The organism is Sphingobacterium sp. 18053 (genome assembly GCF_902706145.1).
GTDB lineage: Bacteria > Bacteroidota > Bacteroidia > Sphingobacteriales > Sphingobacteriaceae > Sphingobacterium > Sphingobacterium paramultivorum.
On sequence record NZ_CACSJW010000004.1, the window covers coordinates 400,911 to 421,439 of the forward strand.

General features: G+C 41.9%; 9 protein-coding genes. 3 read left to right on the top strand and 6 right to left on the bottom strand.

Annotation, left to right across the window (positions count from 1 at the left end; translation table 11 throughout):
- Positions 1-26: 26 nt before the first annotated feature.
- The 6 genes from GVK91_RS11535 to GVK91_RS11560 are packed head-to-tail and all read right to left on the bottom strand — an operon-like array spanning position 27 to position 12,472.
- Complete coding sequence (locus GVK91_RS11535) at positions 27-1,214, bottom strand: alginate lyase family protein (protein ID WP_235032893.1); 1,188 nt, start codon at positions 1,212-1,214, stop codon at positions 27-29.
- Positions 1,215-1,231: 17 nt separating this feature from the next.
- Positions 1,232-3,802, bottom strand: a complete 2,571-nt coding sequence (locus tag GVK91_RS11540; protein WP_159728841.1) for a glycoside hydrolase N-terminal domain-containing protein — start codon at positions 3,800-3,802, stop codon at positions 1,232-1,234.
- 6 nt (positions 3,803-3,808) lie between these two features.
- Positions 3,809-6,280 (bottom strand): glycoside hydrolase family 2 TIM barrel-domain containing protein, encoded by a 2,472-nt coding sequence (locus GVK91_RS11545; RefSeq protein ID WP_159728843.1) that lies wholly within the window; start codon positions 6,278-6,280, stop codon positions 3,809-3,811.
- A gap of 35 nt (positions 6,281-6,315) precedes the next feature.
- Positions 6,316-7,761 carry an alpha-L-fucosidase gene (locus GVK91_RS11550; RefSeq protein ID WP_317164622.1) on the bottom strand — a complete coding sequence of 482 codons (1,446 nt, stop codon included), beginning with the start codon at positions 7,759-7,761 and terminating at the stop codon, positions 6,316-6,318.
- Between the two features lie 25 nt (positions 7,762-7,786).
- On the bottom strand, positions 7,787-9,355 hold the full coding sequence (locus GVK91_RS11555) for a RagB/SusD family nutrient uptake outer membrane protein (protein WP_159728845.1): 1,569 nt from the start codon (positions 9,353-9,355) through the stop codon (positions 7,787-7,789).
- A 27-nt stretch (positions 9,356-9,382) separates the two neighbouring features.
- Positions 9,383-12,472 (bottom strand): TonB-dependent receptor, encoded by a 3,090-nt coding sequence (locus GVK91_RS11560; protein ID WP_228280304.1) that lies wholly within the window; start codon positions 12,470-12,472, stop codon positions 9,383-9,385.
- 327 nt (positions 12,473-12,799) lie between these two features.
- Here GVK91_RS11560 and GVK91_RS11565 point away from each other — a divergent pair, with 327 nt between their 5' ends.
- From GVK91_RS11565 to GVK91_RS11575, 3 genes are all read left to right on the top strand, one after another.
- Positions 12,800-15,685, top strand: coding sequence for a triple tyrosine motif-containing protein (locus tag GVK91_RS11565; RefSeq protein WP_159728847.1), 2,886 nt, complete (start codon positions 12,800-12,802; stop codon positions 15,683-15,685).
- Between the two features lie 266 nt (positions 15,686-15,951).
- Complete coding sequence (locus tag GVK91_RS11570) at positions 15,952-19,053, top strand: TonB-dependent receptor (protein ID WP_159728849.1); 3,102 nt, start codon at positions 15,952-15,954, stop codon at positions 19,051-19,053.
- A gap of 20 nt (positions 19,054-19,073) precedes the next feature.
- Positions 19,074-20,504 carry a RagB/SusD family nutrient uptake outer membrane protein gene (locus tag GVK91_RS11575; RefSeq protein ID WP_159728851.1) on the top strand — a complete coding sequence of 477 codons (1,431 nt, stop codon included), beginning with the start codon at positions 19,074-19,076 and terminating at the stop codon, positions 20,502-20,504.
- Positions 20,505-20,529 lie beyond the last annotated feature (25 nt).

A 20,529-nucleotide genomic window follows, 5' to 3' on the forward strand; every position in this document is an offset into this window, starting at 1 on the left:
GTTATTTTATAAGGGGGCTAGGAAAATCAAAGCCATATAATTGGGTTGCGAATGGGTAAATTTCGAATAACCTCTTCTTGTTCGGGTGCATGATCAAGCTTTTCCCAAAGCTGCAGATAGTCTTTATTCTGGAAAGCCACTGCCGAAAAGACAAGTGCCGGATGTGCAATTGGCCATTGATCCCAATACATGACATCTTTCTGATAAGGCCATTTTTCTTTAGCTGCAATATAGGGGACCATAAAATCAATCCCCGTTTTTATGGTCCGCCCATCAGACAATGTATACTGCCAAAGGGGGGTATTGGTCTTGGACAAAATCTGGCAGATCATGGTCATCGCATCCAGATTAAACAACGCGTATCCATAAGGTTTTGTCCGCTGTAATTCTCTCGGGAAGCTACCATTAGCCTCCATTTGATTCGGCAATAGCACATGCGCATAACGATATGCACATGTATTGAGTAATACAGTGTCTTGCACTAAACTCGAAAATGCGGCTACCTGCATCACCCAACATGTACCATGGTTGTTGGCGGCATTCATTTCATCGATTCCATATTGATGCGTTGTAAGCCAGCGTAAATAGGTCGCAAACCAGCGATGAATGGCATCCTTGGTTGCCTGTGGAAAATTGGGGTCGTTTTCAAATATCTTTACGCCCTGTGCAACTTCCATCAGATGAATGGTATCAATAATGCCTATTCCTCGCCCTGTAAAACGCCCTTGTATAGCCTGTGCATAAAGAAGATTCGGATTCATCATCGTTTCTGCATCAACGAACCAAGCCTTTAAATGACGAAGTGCCTGTTGTACATATTTTTTATCCGGATTCAAACGATATGCTGAGGCCAGTGCACCCACGATTCGGCTAAAGCGGATCATTGCTTTACGATGTTCAACGAAATTGGCCGGATTAGTCATCCCATCCCGTTGGATATAGGGCGCAGCTGGATCTTTGGGATCGGGCCACCAATAATCGCCTTCAGAATAAAAATCATGAATACCCCCGGCACTCCGGCCCGCGCTATATGCTGTCACAGTCAATGGTTTCTGCTTCATCGCCCATTTGGACTGCTTTAGGATAACAGGACGCAGCGTCTGGATGATCTCCTGCTCAAAAACACCTTCCTTAATTTTTGCCTTCAAAAATAAGGGGGAAATTGCGATCCCAAGAAGACAGCCCATGATGCGAACAATTGATTTAGATTTCATTTTTCCTGGATTTTGATTTATAGCGGAACAATACGGTACTGCTTCCCTTTTATGGTCTCAAATTGAACTTCGAATGTTTTCGTAGCTGCTAACGACGGCAATTTGGATGGATCAGCGATCGTATACGATAGTTGTTCCGGTTTATATAATAGCGTGTTGTCAGTGACAACTGCCTGATTTGATTCGATGCCGACAACTTTAACGGGTAAAGGTGTACGCAAACGACAAACACCTCCAATATTGGATACGATCATTGCTTCGGTCAATACGTTATTTTTCCAGGCAATGTCTACGGTAAAGTTTCCCCTGGCCTTAATTCCTTTAATCGTCCCAGCAGACCATTCATCAGGTAGAGCCGGCAATAAATGAACAGCTCCATCGTGACTTTGCAGCAACATTTCAGTCATTCCGGCCGTAGCACCAAAATTACCGTCAATTTGAAAAGGTGGGTGTGCGTCAAATAAATTCGGATAGGCTCCACCACCGCTCATCTGAGCACGATCCAATTTAGGATCGATAAAATTTAAGGCATCCTTGAGGATTTTATAGGCATGATTTCCATCCTGAAGCCTCGCCCACCAATTTGTCTTCCAGGCCATCGACCAGCCGGTACTGACATCGCCCCTTAAGAGCAATGAACGCTTAGCGGCCGCAGCCAAAGCCTTGTTTTCCGCAAGGCTGATCTGATTGCCTGGGTATAAACCAAATAAGTGGGAAATATGCCGATGCTGATCTTTTGGGTCATCCCAATCTTTAAACCACTCTTGCAATTGTCCGTATTGGCCAACCTGATAGGGATAAAGCTTTTCCTTCGCTCCTTCTAGAGCCGATTTAAATTCAGGATCAACACCCAATATCGTACATGAACGAATAACAGCTGTAAAAAGCTCACGAATGATCGCCATATCCATGGTAGAGGCCATGGTCAATTGATATTCTTTACCTGCTATTTTAATTGTATTTTCAGGTGAAGTGGAAGGATTGGTCACGAGATATTTATTTCCGGGATCTGCAATCAGCCATTGCAACATAAATTGGGCCGCCCCTTTCATCAATGGGTAAGCCTTCTCCTTCAAGAAAGTTTTGTCACCCGTAAAACGATAGTGTTCCCATAAATGTGTGCTCAACCAGGCACCTGACATAGGCCATGCCGACCAGCGTGGCATTCCTTTGGGATCCCAATCATATCCGCCCGGAGGGGAGGTTTTGGCCCATAGATCGGAGTTATGATGCACAACCCAGCCCTTATCGATATGATAATTTATCGATGCTGTTTTAGCCCCGTTGATCGCCAGCTCATCCATAAAATCAAACAAAGGCTGATGACATTCCGCAAGATTGGTATTTTCCGCAAGCCAATAATTCATTTCTGTATTGATATTGGTTGTGTAATTACTTCCCCAGGGTGGCTGCACATGATCATTCCAGATCCCCTGTAAATTTGCAGGCCTTCCTCCTTGTCTGGAACTGGCAATCAACAAGTAGCGTCCAAAATGATAATACAGCGTCAGAAGTCCCAAATCGGCCGGTCGTTTGGAAAACTGCATGACACGCTGGTCTGTAGGTAATTTATCGTGAGCAGAAGTACCGGTCAGCTTAAAGGCTACACGATTGAAGAGCGTTTGATAATCCCTTTGATGGTTTGCAAGTAAGGTGTGAAAATTCTTTTTGGAGACAGTATTCATCCGGTTTTTTGCGAGCAGTGTGGCATCTTTACCTTCCTGACTCGGAGACTTATCAAAACCGTTAAAGCTTGTCGCTTCTGTCAAAAATAAAATCACCTCATCAGCGCCTATAATTTTAAGTTTATCCTGTTCTTTTTTTACCACACCACCGGTAGTTTTTACACTGACCTGTATCGCAAAGGTCATCCCTTTTCCGCCAACACTATCGTACACCACCTGTTGGGGTTCATAATCCCTATTGGCGACAAAACTCGGCGCCTTTCCCTGAAGCGTCAGTTGATTATCCCCTTGGGTCGAAATGCTATATCGGAGCTTACTGGTCAAGGAAAGATCCAAGGTAATTGATTTTTTCTTGTCCGCTTTCAATCGAACCACCAATGCTTTATCCGGAAAGCTGACAAAACTTTCCCTTTGGTATCGAACACCTTGATACGAATAGCTCACCTGATTGATCGCTCGTTCAAGATCCAGCTCCCGTTTATAATCTTTGACCTTTTTTTCGTCCTGATGAAAATCCAACCATAAATCGCCCATAGGTAGATACCGAGCAGAATAAGGTCCTTGCATTTTCTTCCAAAGAACTGCTGCGTCTTCATATTTTCCAGCAAAGATGGCTTGGCGCACCTGGGGTAAGACCTGCGGGCCGTTTGGATTATTGCCAGCATCGGGTTCACCCGACCACAGCGTATTATCGTTAATTTGAAACCGATCTTTACTTAGCCCTCCAAAGACCATCGCTCCTGTTGTGCCATTTCCAAGCGGCAGTGCTTCTTCCCACAGTGTAGCCGGCTGATTATACCAAAGCTTCAGCTGCGGCGAATTGCTTTGTGCACTGCATGGAGCAATCGCCCCCAGGAGGCCGAGCAGTAAAAAGAAGTTCAAATGATTCGTTGCTTTTAACATCTTGTGTTATTTTTCTATCGTTAACAAGGTACTCTTTGATCCTTCCATCCGGCCCGATACCACTGCTCTCCCCGAAGGCAGTCGAAGTTTAATCAATGCACGACCATTATAGGCCTGTACTTTTTTCGACCCCGTAGAAGTGCCTTGATCGACGATCAACTGACCATCGCCGGTTGAACCAAAATAGATCCAATCCTTTGCATCGAGACAGGGGGTATTGGTATCATCCACAATTTGGGCTTGCACAGTGATTACTTCGCCTTCCGCAGCAATCTGTTCGACAAGTAATTTGGCAGGTTTACCCCACTTTTTTGTCTGATATTGTTGTTCAATTTCATCCACTAGAATTTCCCGTCCGTTTTTCGCAACAGCTTTAATCTGATTGTTCCCTTCGTTCAGTTTTACCATCCAGCGCAAACCTGCCGCTGGAAAATCTTGGCTATTCCTTTTCTTTAATCCTTGACTTTCTCCATTGACAAAAAGCTCAACCTCACTGGCATTGGAATACACCTTTATCATTTTCGACTCCTCTTTTTCACCCCAACGAATCGGCCAAGTATGGCCATAAATATGCAGCATTGGCTTCGCGGTCCAATACGACTGGAATACGTAGTAAGATTCTTTTTTGGTAAAATCCCGTTCAACAACACCCTTCTGATTGACATAAGGAACAGGATTGTCTGGTCGTACCGGAGTTGAAAAATCTTTAAATGGCCAATAGGCTGTTCCCGTGAGCCAAGGCATTGTTTCTTGTTCCTTTAAGTGCCAATCGATGAGATTACAGATGTAGCTTTCACTCCAATCGCCATCCTTAGAAACCCGTGCTGCACCACCAATGAGCGACGCATCGCCTGCCCGTTCATCCGTTGTGCCATCACCTTTGATTTTAGCTAAAGCGCGATCAGGGTCTTCTGCATGTCGTCTTGCATGACTATCCCCGCCCCACTCCACATGAAGGAAATGTTTTACCTTTTTCATTTCTTCTTCGGACGCTGTTTTATAGTCGGTATAAACACCTCTATACCAACCCGCCCAAATGGAGGGTGAATAAACATCAACAATATCTTTACAGAAATCACAACGTCGTATCGCTGTTTTCCGGCTCGGGTCCAATTGATGGGCTAAACCATTGAGTTCACTCATATAAGCCCTTATCTTCGCCTGATCAAACTCCGTAAAATCACCAGGCCAATCATTTTCATTACCAAGCCCCCAGATAATAACCGATGGATGATTATAATGCTGTTCAATCATATTGGTTAACATCCGTTTTCCCTGAAGTTGATAGACCTCTCCACCTAATCCACCTCTGCACCATGGAATCTCTTCCCAAACCAAAATGCCCAGACTATCACAGGCCTCAAGCACTTTACGACTCTGCTGATAATGTCCCAAGCGTATAAAGTTTACCCCCATATCTTTCATCAGGGTCATCTCTTGCAGGATCTGATCGTCAGTCATTGCTGCAGCAACGCCGGCATGGTCTTCATGACGATGGGTACCGCGAAGCAAAAGCCTTTTCCCATTCAGCAGAAAAGGACCTTTTTCTTTAAACGCTACATGTCTAAAGCCAAAGACACTCTCTTCTTTAAATACTTGTCCATTGCTTTTGATTGTCGTAACTAAACGGTATAAAGCCGGTTGATCAGGACTCCAAAGCTGTGGCTTCTTGACTAGGAATTGTCCAAATTCAAGATTTAATGCTCCCTTATTAACCTGTGGTTGCTGGGTTTGCACGATTTTTCCAGCAGGGTCATAGAGCTGCGTTTCGACTTCAAAATTTGTCTGAGCCGAAAATGGCATCAACCGTCCGCGAACGTTGACCACTCCCTGCTTACCATCGCCCCCTACTGACGCCTCAACAAACACACGCTCCAAAGCTGTCTGCGGAACATATTTCAGGTTTAGATGTCTGTAAATACCTCCATAGACGTTAAAATCAGACAGATCAGAAGGGATCATTTCGAGATCACGCGAATTATCCACACGAATTGAAAGCGGTATTTTGCCCTTAAACTGTTTTTTAAAAGCAGCTGTTTCTTTAAACTTTTCAACCGCATCTGTAATGTCCACAGTCCATTCGTCGTATCCGCCAACGTGCTCCCCAACTTTAATCGTATGGATATAAACAGCTGTCTTTTGTCCGGCTCCTTCAAAATGAAGAAGGGTGTGACCATTTAAATAGGGATTATCGATCTCCAGCGATTTTCTATACCAGCTTGGCCCCTGATAATAATTTATAGCTGGATCAACAGCGTCCAGCGCATTATAACAGTGCGGCAGATTTATCTGCTCCCAAAGTGGAACAGACTCAGGATTACCGGTACCCACCGGTCTTACAGCTTCCCAGATTCCTCCCAGATCGCTCTTTAAGAAATCCCAGCCTTGATCAATCCGCTTAACTTCCTGAGCGTGGAGCTGAGCAACTCCAAAAGTCAACAACAACGCAACTATTCTATTCAATCTACTTTTCTTCATTATGCTATTTTAGTATCTGCTTTTCATCTTCGGCCTTACTCGTCCAAAGCTCCAGTTTTCATGTTCTTTGCTCCGGGCCCTTTTTCGCGCTTAAATTTTCCTGCTACTTCGATCTTAATCACCGTAGCAACAGGATCAATGGCCTGCTCAGGTACGCCAATCTGAATACCATTGGAATTCGATTTTACCTTTAACACTTGATTATTGGCTAAAAGACTAGCTTTTAAAACTTTATTTTCAATCGGAAGTTCGACTAGGCCATTTTTTGGCCAGTCAAATACAGAGACATACAAATAAGTCCGCTTTCCATCTTCCTTCATGGTACATCTCCCCCATTCAAATGGCTGTAAAGGACTACTCTTGGTCGTGTAGACTGCTTCACTATTGGCTTTCATCCATTTGCCAATTACAGCCAAACGTTCTATACTCTCCTGTGGAAAGGATCCATCGGGTTTTGGACCAACGTTCAACAGGTAATTTCCACCTTTGGAAGCAATATCAACGAGATTGCGGATCAAGGTTTCGGCGGATTTCCATTTATGATCGGATGTGCGGTAGCCCCAAGTGCCATTCATGGTCATACAAGTTTCCCAATGTTTACCTTCGAGTTCACTCCAATCTGGAATTTTTTGCTCCGGCGTTTTGGTATCGCCGGGAAAATTAGGCCGTTTCAATCGATCATTTGTGATAATATTGGGTTGTAATGCCAATTGCTCCTGAAGCATATTTGCGGCTTCGTCGGTCATATTGGTTGGTGTATCCCACCATAGCACAGCAATATCCCCATAGTTACTCAACAATTCTTTGACCTGAGGTACAGATACATTTTTGATATAGTCACTAAAACTCGCTGTTTCTTGTTTGGGATCCCAATGGCCATGATGTGCTAGTGTGTAGTCATCTATACGGGTTGAATCTGGATTAGGCCAGCCTTCTCGCATTAATTTACGAGCAGCCGATCCACCAGGGTTATTCCAATCCTGTGCCTGTGAGTAATAAAAGCCAAGTTTCAGGCCATATTTTCGGCAGGCTTCGGCCAAAGGTTTCAAAACATCTTTACCGTAGGGCGTCGCGTCCACCATATTCCACTTACTCGCTTTTGTTTCAAAGAGCACAAAACCATCGTGGTGTTTGGCCGTGATAATCAAGTATTTCATCCCGGCATCTTTCGCCATGCGTACCCATTCGTCTGCATTATACTGCGTGGGGTTAAATTGCTTTGCCATCGCCTGATATTCATCAACTGGAATTTTAGAGCGGTTCATAATCCATTCTGCTCCACCACGTGCCTGTTCGTGCCCCTTATAAACGCCGCCAAACTGCGCATATACTCCCCAATGGATAAACATGCCAAACCGGGCTTCCTCCCACCATTTCATGCGCACACTATCGGGCAAGCGGTTTACTTGCGCATACAATAATCCCTTACTCATTCCCATGATGAGGATAAGTGCCAGCAACATTTTATATAGAGCTTTCATACCTTAATTTTTCACAGTTCTTAATTTAGAAACCTGGGGTTTGTTTAAAATTGTCATTACCTAAACTTTTGGCCATATCTACCTCAGATTGAGGCACAGGCCATAGGGTATCTCTTGCCATAAATAATCGTGGAGCTCCATCTGGATCCTTGGTTTTATCCATCACCTCTTTAATCATCCCCCAGCGTTTCAAGTCAAAATAACGTTGACCTTCCAAAGCCAATTCAATCCTCCGTTCATGACGGATAATATCGCGGAATTCATTTTTTGTCAAGGAACCGCTAAACTGTACGAGCGGCATTTTCACATCAGCCCTGGATCTTACCTTATTCAATGCGTCTACGGCTGTCTGATCAGGCCCTGCACTTTCATTTTTCGCTTCTGCGTACATCAATAAAATATCTGCATAGCGTAAGAATACCCAATCCTGATCGCTTTGTGTCGCGTAACTTGTTGGCCATTTCGATTCGTTGATATACTTTCGCGGTAAAAAACCACCCAAAACTCCCTCGGCAACCGGATCAAAAGCAGAAGATGCTGTGGTACCTCGCCATACACCGCGGTACATAATTGTCGACTTCAACCGTGGATCTCTATTTTCGTAAGGATTTTTAGCATCGTAAACCGTCGATTCCTTAATATCTTTTCCATCGATGGCATAATAAGAATCCACCAGATACCCCAACGGTTGTATTGTCTTCAGATAAGAATACATCATATCTGCTGGGCTATACATATTGGGGGGTAAAAATCGAGCGGAGAACATGATTTCGGGATTATTATTTTGTCCAGGTTTTCGGAACAGATCGCGATAACCACCCTGATAGATCGAAAACTTGTTTTCATCCATAACAATCTTCGCTGTTGCAGCTGCCTCGGCCCATTTTTTTGAAGTCAATAATACCTTTGTTTTGTAGCCTAATGCAGCTCCCCTCACAGCGTGTCCCTTATATCCTGTATTTGGCAGTTTTTCACTCGCGTAATCTAAATCTGCTAAAATCGCTTCGATAACGTTGGTTTTAGGTGTTCTACCCAGCCGAATACTCGCATCGTCCATACCCAGAGGCTCTAAAGTCAATGGCACATCACCGTACAGATTGGTCAACAAAAAGTAGTAATGGGCGCGGATAAAACGGGCCTCTGCTTTATATCGGTCACGGTCCTGCTGGCTCATGCTTGTAATGCGGTCAATATTGGCAATCAATTTATTACATGCCGCAATGGCCTGATACGAAATCTCATACCCCTCAGATTGCATTCCGCCGGTTGTCGAGGAGATTCCGGATCGCGAAATAATATTGAAGTTATTGGAGGTACTGGACACAAAGGCATCGTCTGAAAGCCCATCCCAAAACATACTTGCTCCCCCCCAACCACCGCGTGCATTGGATGAAGACGTCGAATTGTATCCTCGGCAAAGAAATTCATAACAGCCCGATAGTGCCAAATCAGCATCAGTCTGCGTTTTCCAGAAGGTTGATTCCGAAATTTTATCCGTTGGATTTTTATTTAAAAAATCTTTTGTACAACTGCCTAGTGAAGCTAGGGCAGCTAAGCTTAGGTATAGATATGTTTTTTTTACGCTATTTTTCATCTTTAATTTTTTTTAGTTACCACTAGATTAGAATGTGATGCTCGCTCCAAATGCGAATACTTTATTCTGAGGATGAGTCACATAACGCCCTGATGTTGCACCACCGCTTGATGAAACGCCGCGTTCGGGATCTAAACCGGGGAACTTGGAGAATGTGACCAGGTTATCCGCCGCAAAATAGATGCGAAGGCCAGAAATACCAGCTTTGGACAAGGTGCTCTGTGGAATAGAATAGCCTACCTGAATATTTTTAAGACGCAGGAACGATCCATCTTTTAAAAAGAAAGTCGATGTGGTCCGTACATTATTTGCAGCAGGGGTATTTTCAGCACCAACTATTGGAAGCGATGCATTGGGGTTTTCTGGAGTCCAAGCGTCCATCCAGTCGCGGGTGAATGTACCACCTTGCCTGAAAGGGACTATTCCCCACTCACTTACAAATATTTTTTGTCCCTGAGAACCGAAGAAAAAGGCTGTAAAATCAAAATTCTTCCATACAGCCGTCGCATTAAAGGAATAATCGAAATCTGGATAAGCGCCCGGCACGACAATACGATCATTATTGTCCACAACTTTATCGCCATTTACGTCGGCAAATTTCAGATAACCTGGTTGTGCTGGAATCTGTTGCACCGGAGAGGCTGCCACCTCTTCCTTCGAACGGAATATCCCCGTGTTCTCCAAAAGATAAAAACTACCATAAGGTAAACCTTCCCGGATAATGGTATTGCCCGAGATACGTTCGGCTCCATATTTCATCACCTTATTGCGATTGGCCTGAATATTTCCATTGAGGGTCAGCGATACCTCTCCAATTTTATCACGGTACTGAAGACCGAGCTCTATACCTCTGTTACGCAATTCACCATAATTTACGGTCGGTGCAGTCAGCCCAATATAAGAAGGGAAAGCCGTAGATGCAGATAAAATATCTGATGTTACTTTGTTATACCAATCGAAAGAAGCGGTCAATTTGTTGTTCCATAGCCCGAAGTCCACACCGAAATCCAGGACTTTGGTACTCTCCCATTTGATCCGGTCATTCGCCATGGCTACCTGGCGAGCCCCCTGTTGGAGTGTTTCATCAAAAGGATAAGCAAAAGAAGAATTGTAAACAATCTGATAAGGGTAGTTACCAATATTCTGATTACCCAGTGTTCCAATGGAGGCTCTTAATTTTAGTTCATTAACGACCGTCTTCAATTTCGGCCCATAAAAGGTCTCATCCGAAACTTTCCAACCTCCGGATATTGAAGGGAAAAATGCCCATTTTCTATTTTCAGGGAAACGTGAAGACGCATCATAACGTGCATTACCTTCGAGTAGATACTTGCCTTTGTAGTCGTAGTTTAATCGACCATAGTAAGACCTTAATGACCACTCATTGGTTACACCGTTATTAGACTGTTGACCAGCTCCGCCACCATCAAGCTCAAGCAAATCATTGTTGGGAAACTGCAACCTACTTCCGAACAATTTTTGTGTTTTATTATATTCTGCCTGGGTTCCTGCCAACACTTTCATGTTATGATTTCCAAAAGACTTATCGTAAGTCAGTTGTGTATAGCCCACCGGGTACACATTGTTGTCGTCCGTTACTTCTAGCCCTTGACCACCGACATCAAGCTGTCTGGCGGGTAGGTCATCGGGTTTGGCGAACCACATGTATTGATTAATCACAGGTTTGTTGGTATAGTTTTTTGTAAAGCCATACGTCAATCCGCCGCTAGTCTTCCAATCCAGTCCATCCAATATTTTCACATTTAAAAAAATATTGCCTTGCATAAAATAATTGTTCAGTCTTGTAAATGCATTTTCAGCAACTGCAACAGGGTTTTTATTTGGGGACTGAAAAGGATATGCCCTAGACGTATAACGACCACTACCATCTGGTAATACAGGTCCATAAAGTGGTGATTGACTAATGGTAGACAAAAACTGATCTTCACTACCATTTCTAGGGTATTTCCGATCGCCATAATTCAAGGTAATACTTGAACCAAAACTTATCCGTTCATTTATTTTAGAGCCTAGGTTAAGCTGTAGATTATACTTTTTAAAAGAAGTCCCGATCATAATATCAGGTTGATTGACGTAGCCCAGTATGACGTTGTAATTTGTTCCTCCGGCACCACCACTTAAGCTTAAATTGTGCGTCTGTACCGGGACTGTTCTAAAGACAGCATCCAACCAGTTAAAATCGGGATATAATTTTTTATCTGTTGCATTTTTGTAGGCATCAATCATCTCCTGGCTAAAAGAAGCATTTGGATTTGTGACACCGGAGTTTTTATTTGCCTGATTATATAGGTTCATGTAATCAACGGAATTATACACGAGGTCTGGAAGAGCTGAGGCTTTGGTAATTCCGACATTGTAATCGTAGCTCAGTTGTGTTTTTCCAGCTTTACCCTGTTTTGTCGTTACCAGAATAACACCATTTGCTGCTCTTGCCCCATAGATAGCGGCTGAGGCAGCATCTTTCAATAAGGTGATATTCTCGATTGCTTGAGGATTTAAATTTTCCAAACTCCCGGGGATACCATCTACGATAACCAATGGCGCAGAAGAAGCCCCATACGACCCCAATCCGCGAACCTGGAGATTCACATTTTCATTCCCTGCTTCTCCTGATCCTTGGGTAACACGAAGTCCGGGCATGCGACCTTGAAGTAATTGCGTTGGATTTGTAGCGATACGTTTGTTAAGCACCTTTCCATCGACAGCAGCAACAGCACCGGTTAAATTACTTTTTTTCTGGGTACCATAGCCTACAACAACCACTTCGTCAATCAGACTACTGGACTCCTGGAGAACGAGATTAATGTGATCTTTCTTATTGACCTGGACTTCGGCCTTCTCTTTGCCTACCAGCGAAAATATCAGGACATCAATATCTCGCGCAAGAATCTGATAATTGCCGGCCCCATCGGTTACAGTGCCGTTTTTCACCCCCTTTATCTGTACTGTAACCCCCACAAGAGGCTCGCCTGTTGAGGAGCTTACTTTTCCGGATATCTTTATTTGCGATTGGGCAAGCACCACCGGTGCAGACATGCTCATCAATGAAAATAAAAGTAACCCCTTCCCTACCGTTTTGGTTATCGGTGTTATCATAGTTGTTTTGGTTTATTTGGTTATTTAACGAAGTAAATGAACTCAAATATCAAAAATCGTTCACAGCAAAAGGAGTATTTTTTGTTCAAATAGGTGGAATAAATAGCTTCATTCCTGATTTTCAACACGATTAAATGGTTTTTTAAAAAAAATAAAAATAAAGCTCCTGGCTTCTTCTAATTTTTCTTCCATCAATCCGTCGGTTCAGCTCCAAAATAAGATGGAGATCTGCCGGAGCTACCAGCGCTCCGTACGACGAGGGAGATTATCAATTCTGCGATAAAATCGATATATTGTCCCCAAAATCAGTTTAAAGTGAGGGAGTCGATGACAACAAAAAAATATAGTAACGTCTATATCTTTTGGTTTTGCAGCATTTTATTTTTTTTAATGCACCCTGGCTATTGCCAGACAATCATACCTACAGGAACACCTTTTGTAAAACAATACAAAAAAGACCAATACAAGGCTGGAAATCAGAACTGGTCTTTGGCAGTCGATAAAGATGGTCGAATTTATAGTGCAAATACCGAGGGGCTGTTACAATTTGACGGACAATACTGGCGTATCTTTCCACTACCAAATCACTCAACAGTCCGAAGTGTTGCAATAGGTAAAGACGGAAAGATTTACACAGGTGGAAGAGGTGAATTTGGCTATTGGACTTCCAAACCTTTCGGAAACTTGACCTATCACAGTCTCTCTAAACTTGTGCAGGACAAGACCTATTTTCCAAACGAAGAAATCTGGAAAATCATTGTTGAGGACCAACGGGTATTTTTTCATACATTTTCCAAATCCTATATTTGGGAAAACAATCGTATACGGCAACTAACGGCTAAAGGTGAACCTTTTTTATTTCCACATCAGCTCAATAACATGCTATTTTTCGAACAGCTGCCAAGTGGTCTGCATGAATTTAAACAGGATAAATTAATCCCTGTAAAAGGAAAAGATGTATTGAAAAATAAAAATGTACTTGCTATCTTACCTTTCGACGCAACGACCTCGCTTATTGCCACCTCGCGGAATGGCCTTTACCTGATGAAAGCCGATGGTTCCATCCTACCCTGGTCTGTTCCGGCAAACCAGCTCTTGAGCCAATCACAGATAAACAATGGCTTATACCTCTATGACGGACAATATGCTTTTGGCACCATCCAAAACGGTGTTATTGTCATCAATAAAAATGGCCAGGTCATTCAGCATATCAATAAAAACAATGGTCTCCAAAACAATACTGTACTTAGTATTGTCAAGGACAATCAGAAGAATATCTGGGTGGGACTGGATAATGGTATAGACCGCATTGAAATCAATTCTCCATTATCATTTTACACAGATTTTGTCGGAAAAATTGGTACGGTTTATACATCAATTATCTATCAGGGGAAAATCTATCTTGGAACGAATAAGGGATTATTTTCAAGTGAATGGAAAGGATTGACCAATTACAATTCATTGAATTTCTCCCAGATTCCCAATTCAAACGGTCAGGTTTGGACATTAGCGCTATTTGGTGATGAGTTGATTTGTGGACATAATGATGGAACCTTCAAATTGGTTAATGGGCGACTCGAGAAGATTTCACAGATCACTGGCGGCTGGATATTCAAGCCTATTTTTGGAACAAAAAATATTCTTCAAGGCAACTATACGGGCCTATCGAAATTTAGCTTCGATGGTATACACCTTCAGTTCGTCCAGCAATTCGCGGGCGTTAAAGAACCAGTTCGATTTTTGGCGCAAAAAGATAACCATACCTTTTGGATTGGCGATTGGGGACAGATACAACTACTCGGATTTGATGCGAATTTCCAACAGGCAAATATTTTATTTTCCTCCAAACAGGACAGTATCGCTTCAAAGAGGCAATTTACGGGGATTTACACATTAGAAAATAATCTTGTATTTGCGACGGACAGCGGATTTCTCCAATTCGACAATATTGTAAAAAGATTCAGCTATGCCGATGAATTAAACACAGCATTAGGCACCTATAAAAATTCAAATAAGGTCATACCGATCAATACAAACAGCTACTGGTTTATTCAGAAGACAAAAATTGCTAAAGTAGATTTTGACAGTAAGGGCAAACTTCATATTGACTCCAATCTGCTCAGTCCCTTACAGGATCGAATGATGAATAACTATGAAAACATCCTCCCTATTGAAAACCAATACTATCTCATCGGTTTAGATGATGGATTTGCGATCTATCGTCATTCCGATAAATCACAAAAATATAGGTTGCCACTTCCACAAATAGCGCAACTCATCAACTTGACAACAGGACAGGCTATTATTCCAGATTCAGCGTTTAAACTATCATCATCTGACAATAATCTTAGAATTAGCTTTTCAAGTCCATTTTATTCGTCATCACCGATTCAATACCAATATTATCTCGAAGGTTACTCGGACAATTGGTCCGAATGGAGTGAAACTGCCTATCAAGATTTCACGAATCTACCTTATGGAAAATTTCAAATTAAAATAAGGGCGAAGGACAATATGGGCTTGGTTTCGGAAATTCAAGCTTTTTCCTTTACTATTCGGTATCCATGGTACCTTTCTTGGTGGGCAAAGGTATTTTATACACTAGTCCTGATAACGCTCATCTATTTAGCATATATATTTAGTCTTCAGCGGGAGCGTAAGCGTCAGTTTCAAATACGGCGAAAATGGTTAGAAGAGAAAAAGATTGCCTTGGAACGCGAAACCGAGCAAAAGGAAAAGGACTGGATCAAACTTAAAAACCAGCAATTAGAAGATCAGCTTCAATTAAAAAATAAAGAACTGGCCAATGCGGCACTCAATATCGTTTACAAAAATGAGATGTTGAACAATTTACACGACGAGCTCAAACAACTTAAAGATGCAGATGGCAACAAACTAAGTTCGGATGAATTGAAAAAAATAAACAAGCTCATCGATGATGCCCATAATGACGATCGTGACTGGCATATTTTTGAAAGAAGCTTTAACGAATCACATGAGAATTTTTTCAAGAAATTGAAACAAGAGTTTCCTGATCTAGTCCCCAATGATCTTAAACTATGCGCCTACTTAAGGCTCAATATGTCGAGTAAGGAAATTGCCTCATTACTTAACATTAGTACACGCGGTGTCGAGATTAGACGCTATCGATTACGCAAAAAGTTGGGCATTCCAACAGACAAAAACCTCTCTGAATTCCTGATGGAACGTTAAATTCTCATCACAGACACTACATCATTACCACACACGAGCTTTAGTGTATAAAACACACTAAAGCTCGTGTTATTTCGTTAAAAAAAACAAGCTAAAAAACTGACTATCAAAAATATAAAATAAAATAAAAGGTAGACTGAGCAAGCTGAAATTTCATGTAGTAGTGATGTGAAAATGTTAAACTTTGGCAAAGTTGTACTACATCAACATATTTGCCTCAGGGAAATAACCAACTGTATTTTAAACAAACACCAAAAATTAACGATATGAGGAATCTATCCGCATTATTTTTGACATCCATGGTCGTATCGGTTGCCTATGGACAAACTTCGGTACAAGGAGTGGTCAAAGATGGCACAAGCATGATCTCCATGCCTGGCGTCACCATTAGTATCAAAGGGAAAGCAGTATCTACAAAAACCGACGCAACGGGGAAATTTCAAATCAACGCCTCTCCTACCGACTCATTGGTCTTTAACTTTCTGGGTTATCGCACACAAACCGTATACATTGGTAATCAAACGCAACTCAATGTATTCCTAGAAAATCAAAATCAAGCATTGGAAGAGGTTGTGGTTATCGGTTATGGTACACAAAAGAAAGCGGATCTGACAGGATCGATCAGCTCCTTGAAATCATCCGATATCACAAAGCAACCTGCTATGTCGGCAATGCAATCCATCCAAGGTAAAGCTGCAGGTATCAATATTATTGCAAATGAAGCACCCGGTTCCTCACCAAATGTAATTATCAGGGGCTTAGGAACGGCATTATCAGGACGGAATCCACTCTATATTGTCGACGGAATTGCACAAACAGATATTAATAATATCAACCCATCAGATATTGAATCTATGGATGTTTTGAAGGATGCATCCTCTGCATCTATTTACGGTCTTCGGGCTGCAAATGGTGTTATTATCGTGACCACGAAGAAAGGTAAAACGGGGACGACAAACATCAATTATGAAAGCTTTGCAGGCATAAAAAATGTCCTCAATCGTGTGAAAATGGCAAATGCTGATCAGTTTAGAACATTTGCCAATGAATACCTAACCTCGACCAATGGATCGTACCGTTTAGCAGAGAATCAAAAATATAATACAGATTGGTATGACGAATTATTAAATACAGGTTCTGTATTTAATAATTCCGTTAATATTTCTGGCGGAACTGAGAAAGTTGATTACTTCGTATCAGCAAACAATTATACCGAAAATGGTATTCTTGATGGCTCCAAATTTGTAAGAAATACCATACGCAATAACAACGTATATAAATTTTTAAACAATCGCCTAAAGTTCAGCCAAAATTTAAATCTTACATTAACAAACGCAACCCCCAAGCCCTATAGTGCTTTCACCACGGCTTATCGTCAGTCACCGCTGGCTCCCGTGATGTTTGATAATGGCCGTTACGGTTTAGGTCGTGTAAATACAACAACTGGTGTTGCCGGTATTGAGGCAGCTCCTGGGCAAGCCATCGGAAACTTAAATTCAATTGGAAATCCAGTGTATGAGGTTTTACGTCAAAATGAAAGAACAAATACGCTCCGTCTACAGGGAAGTTTTGAGGGAGAATTCAAGATTACGGATTATCTGAAAATCAATTCGCGTATTGGCGGGAATAAATTTTATTCGAAACAACGGATTTTTAATAATGTAAAAGATCAATGGTTAAATGCAAATACGTTATTGAATGAATCTGATTTCATCAAATTAAAGGAAAACAATCCAAAAGCCCTTGACTATGTAGACAATAGTCTGAAATATGAAAATTTGGAACAATTCCGTTGGTCTATCGAGAATTTCTTGACCTTCAACAAGAATTTTGACAAGCATCATATTGAGGCGGTTGTGGGGATGTCACGTGAGAAATACGACATTAATAGCATGAATAGCCAAACTGGCTATAATGTGCCTGAACAAGAGCAGTATTGGAATATTAACTTAGCCAAGGGCACTAATGATTATGGTATTGTCTCTTTACAAACCTATTACACACCAAGGGCATTAGCGTCTTATTTTGGTCGACTACAATACAATTACGATAGCAAATACTACTTAACGGCTACCTTGCGCCGTGACGGATCAAGCGTATTCCGTAATACAGGAAAATATTGGGGTACTTTCCCTTCCGTTGGATTGGCCTGGACGGTAACCAACGAAAGCTTTATGAAAGATGCCAGCTGGATTAATTTATTGAAAGTGCGCGGAAACTGGGGTAAATTAGGTAACCAAGATATCCCGTTAAATGTATCCACAATTTTAACAAATCCAGAAAGTTCAAATTACAACTACGTTTTCGGTCCTGAACAGAATATGGTCTATGGTAGTGCTTATGGTACTCCTGCCGTGAATCTAACCTGGGAAGTAACCAGAGAAACAGGCGCTGGCGTAGACTTTGCGTTTCTAAACAATCAGCTTTCAGGATCCATTGACTACTATCATAAGCTAAATACCAATACTATTCTTGATGTAACGCCAACTTACACTTCTCCTTCAGAGAAAAATTTCTATGCGCATGGTGCCAAAGTGCTGAATCAAGGAGTTGAAGTAGCTTTAAATTGGAACAAAAGCATTAATCCTGAATTCAGTTATACCGTTGGCGTCAATTATGCCTACAACAAAAACAAAGTAACAGAAGTGGTTCCTGCCTATGACCGTGCTACTGGAGGTAGTTTAAATAATGGGGAGATTACCAAACAACTTCGTGTCGGACAACCGATCTATGGCTGGTGGATGTTTGAAGCAAATGGTGTCTTCCAAGACGCTGAAGATGTAAAAAATTACCCATCGTTTGGCGCTGCAAAACCTGGCTATCTGAAGTACAAGGATCAAAATGAAGATGGTGTCATCGATTCCCGCGACAAGGTTTTCTTTGGATCATTTTTACCGACTTCAACATATGGTATCAATGTTGGTGTTAATTACAAAGCTATTGATTTTAATGTCTCCGGATATGGTGTTGCAGGCAATAAGGTTTACAATGGTTTAAATAGTGTTCGTTCCAATGCGGGTGAGAATATCGCGTTGTCAACTTTTGAAAATCGCTGGACTGGCGCAGGTTCAACCAATGAGCATCCTGGTGCAGAAAGAGCATATTGGGCTTCCAGTTATTTCCTTGAATCGGGCGCTTATTTCCGTATCAATAATATCACCGTAGGATACACTTTCAACAACTTATATAGCTCGAGATCTAAACTAAGATTATATGTTACTGCACAGAATCCATTTATATTTACGAATTATAGTGGTTTCTCTCCTGAACTTGCAGGCGACGGTAGTCCAAATTTAACTTCTGGTATTGAGCTTTCAGCTTATCCAACGACACGTAATTTCTTATTTGGACTTAACATGCAATTTTAATCACCTTAGTTTTGAAGACAATGAAAATTAACAAACTTTATATAGCAATTCTTCTTAGTGGGGGCATTGCATTGCAAGGCTGTAAAGACAACAACTTCTTAGATGTACCTTCTAAAGAATATGTTGAAGCCGAAGACAGTGAAGAAATCTACACACCCGAGCAATTTGTCAATGGTGTATATGGAATGTTTACTGATTGGGATTATTCTTTCTCTTACATCGGTATCACGGACATGATTTCCGATAATGCGGATAAAGGTAGCTCAGCTACAGATGCCGGTGGTGATAAACTAAGTTTAGACGAGTTGACTTACACTTCAACAACAGGTTCCTTTCTTTCCATGTGGACACGTTGGTATAAATCTATTGGGCGGGCTACGCAAGCTATTGCATACACAGAAAAATTTGGATTGACAGACGAAGCTTATAAAAACAGATTGATTGCCGAAGCCCGTTTTCTACGTGCATTGAACTACTTCTATCTTGTGCGTGGATGGGGCGATGTTCCTATTCAAGAACGTGATTTAATAAAAAGAGAACCCGCAGCTGAAGTTTACGCTTATATTGAAGCTGATTTACAATTTGCTATCGACAATCTTCCACTCAAATCTGCTTATGCTGCAAAAGATTTAGGTAGAGCAACCAAAGGTGCTGCACAAGGATTAATGTCAAAAGTCTATTTGTATCAAAGCAAATGGCAACAAGCTGCTGATATGGCGAAAACTGTCATCACATCTGGAGGATACAGTCTCGAACCGGATTACGCAACAATTTGGCGTTTAGCGGGGGAAAATGGCCCCGAATCATTATTTGAATTTCAAGCAAGGGGTACCTCTATCGCACATGGTATCCAACAATATAGTCAAGTACAGGCACCTCGTGGAGGAGCGGTCAACTTAGGCTGGGGTTTTAATATCCCAAGTCAAAACTTATTGGATGCCTTCAATGCCGAAAAAGACAATATCCGTCGCGATGCAACGATTATTTTCAGGGGTGAAACCCTGTACGATGGCCGTCTTATTGACAATGGTGTAGAAAATCCCATGTACAATGAAAAAGCGTATTCGTCTGCAAATGGAGGAGCTGCAGATGGTGATAAGAACGTACGTTACCTCCGTCTGGGTGAAATTTATCTTATCCTGGCCGAAGCTGCTAATGAGGCTGGCAATAGCAACGAAGCGCTGAATGCATTGAATATGGTACGGACACGCGTAAAATTAGCCAATGTAACGACAACCGACCAAGCACAGCTCCGTCAGTTGATCTGGAAAGAAAGACGCCTTGAATTAGCTTTTGAGCACGACCGTTGGTTTGATTTAATTCGTACAAAACAGGGAAAAACTGCCATGGCAGCCAATGGAAAAACGTTCCAGGATAAAATGATGCTTTTTCCAATTCCGGAGAATCAACGTATCCAAACGCCAGAAATGCCTCAAAATACCGGTTGGTAATCATTTATACAAAATAACTCCGTTC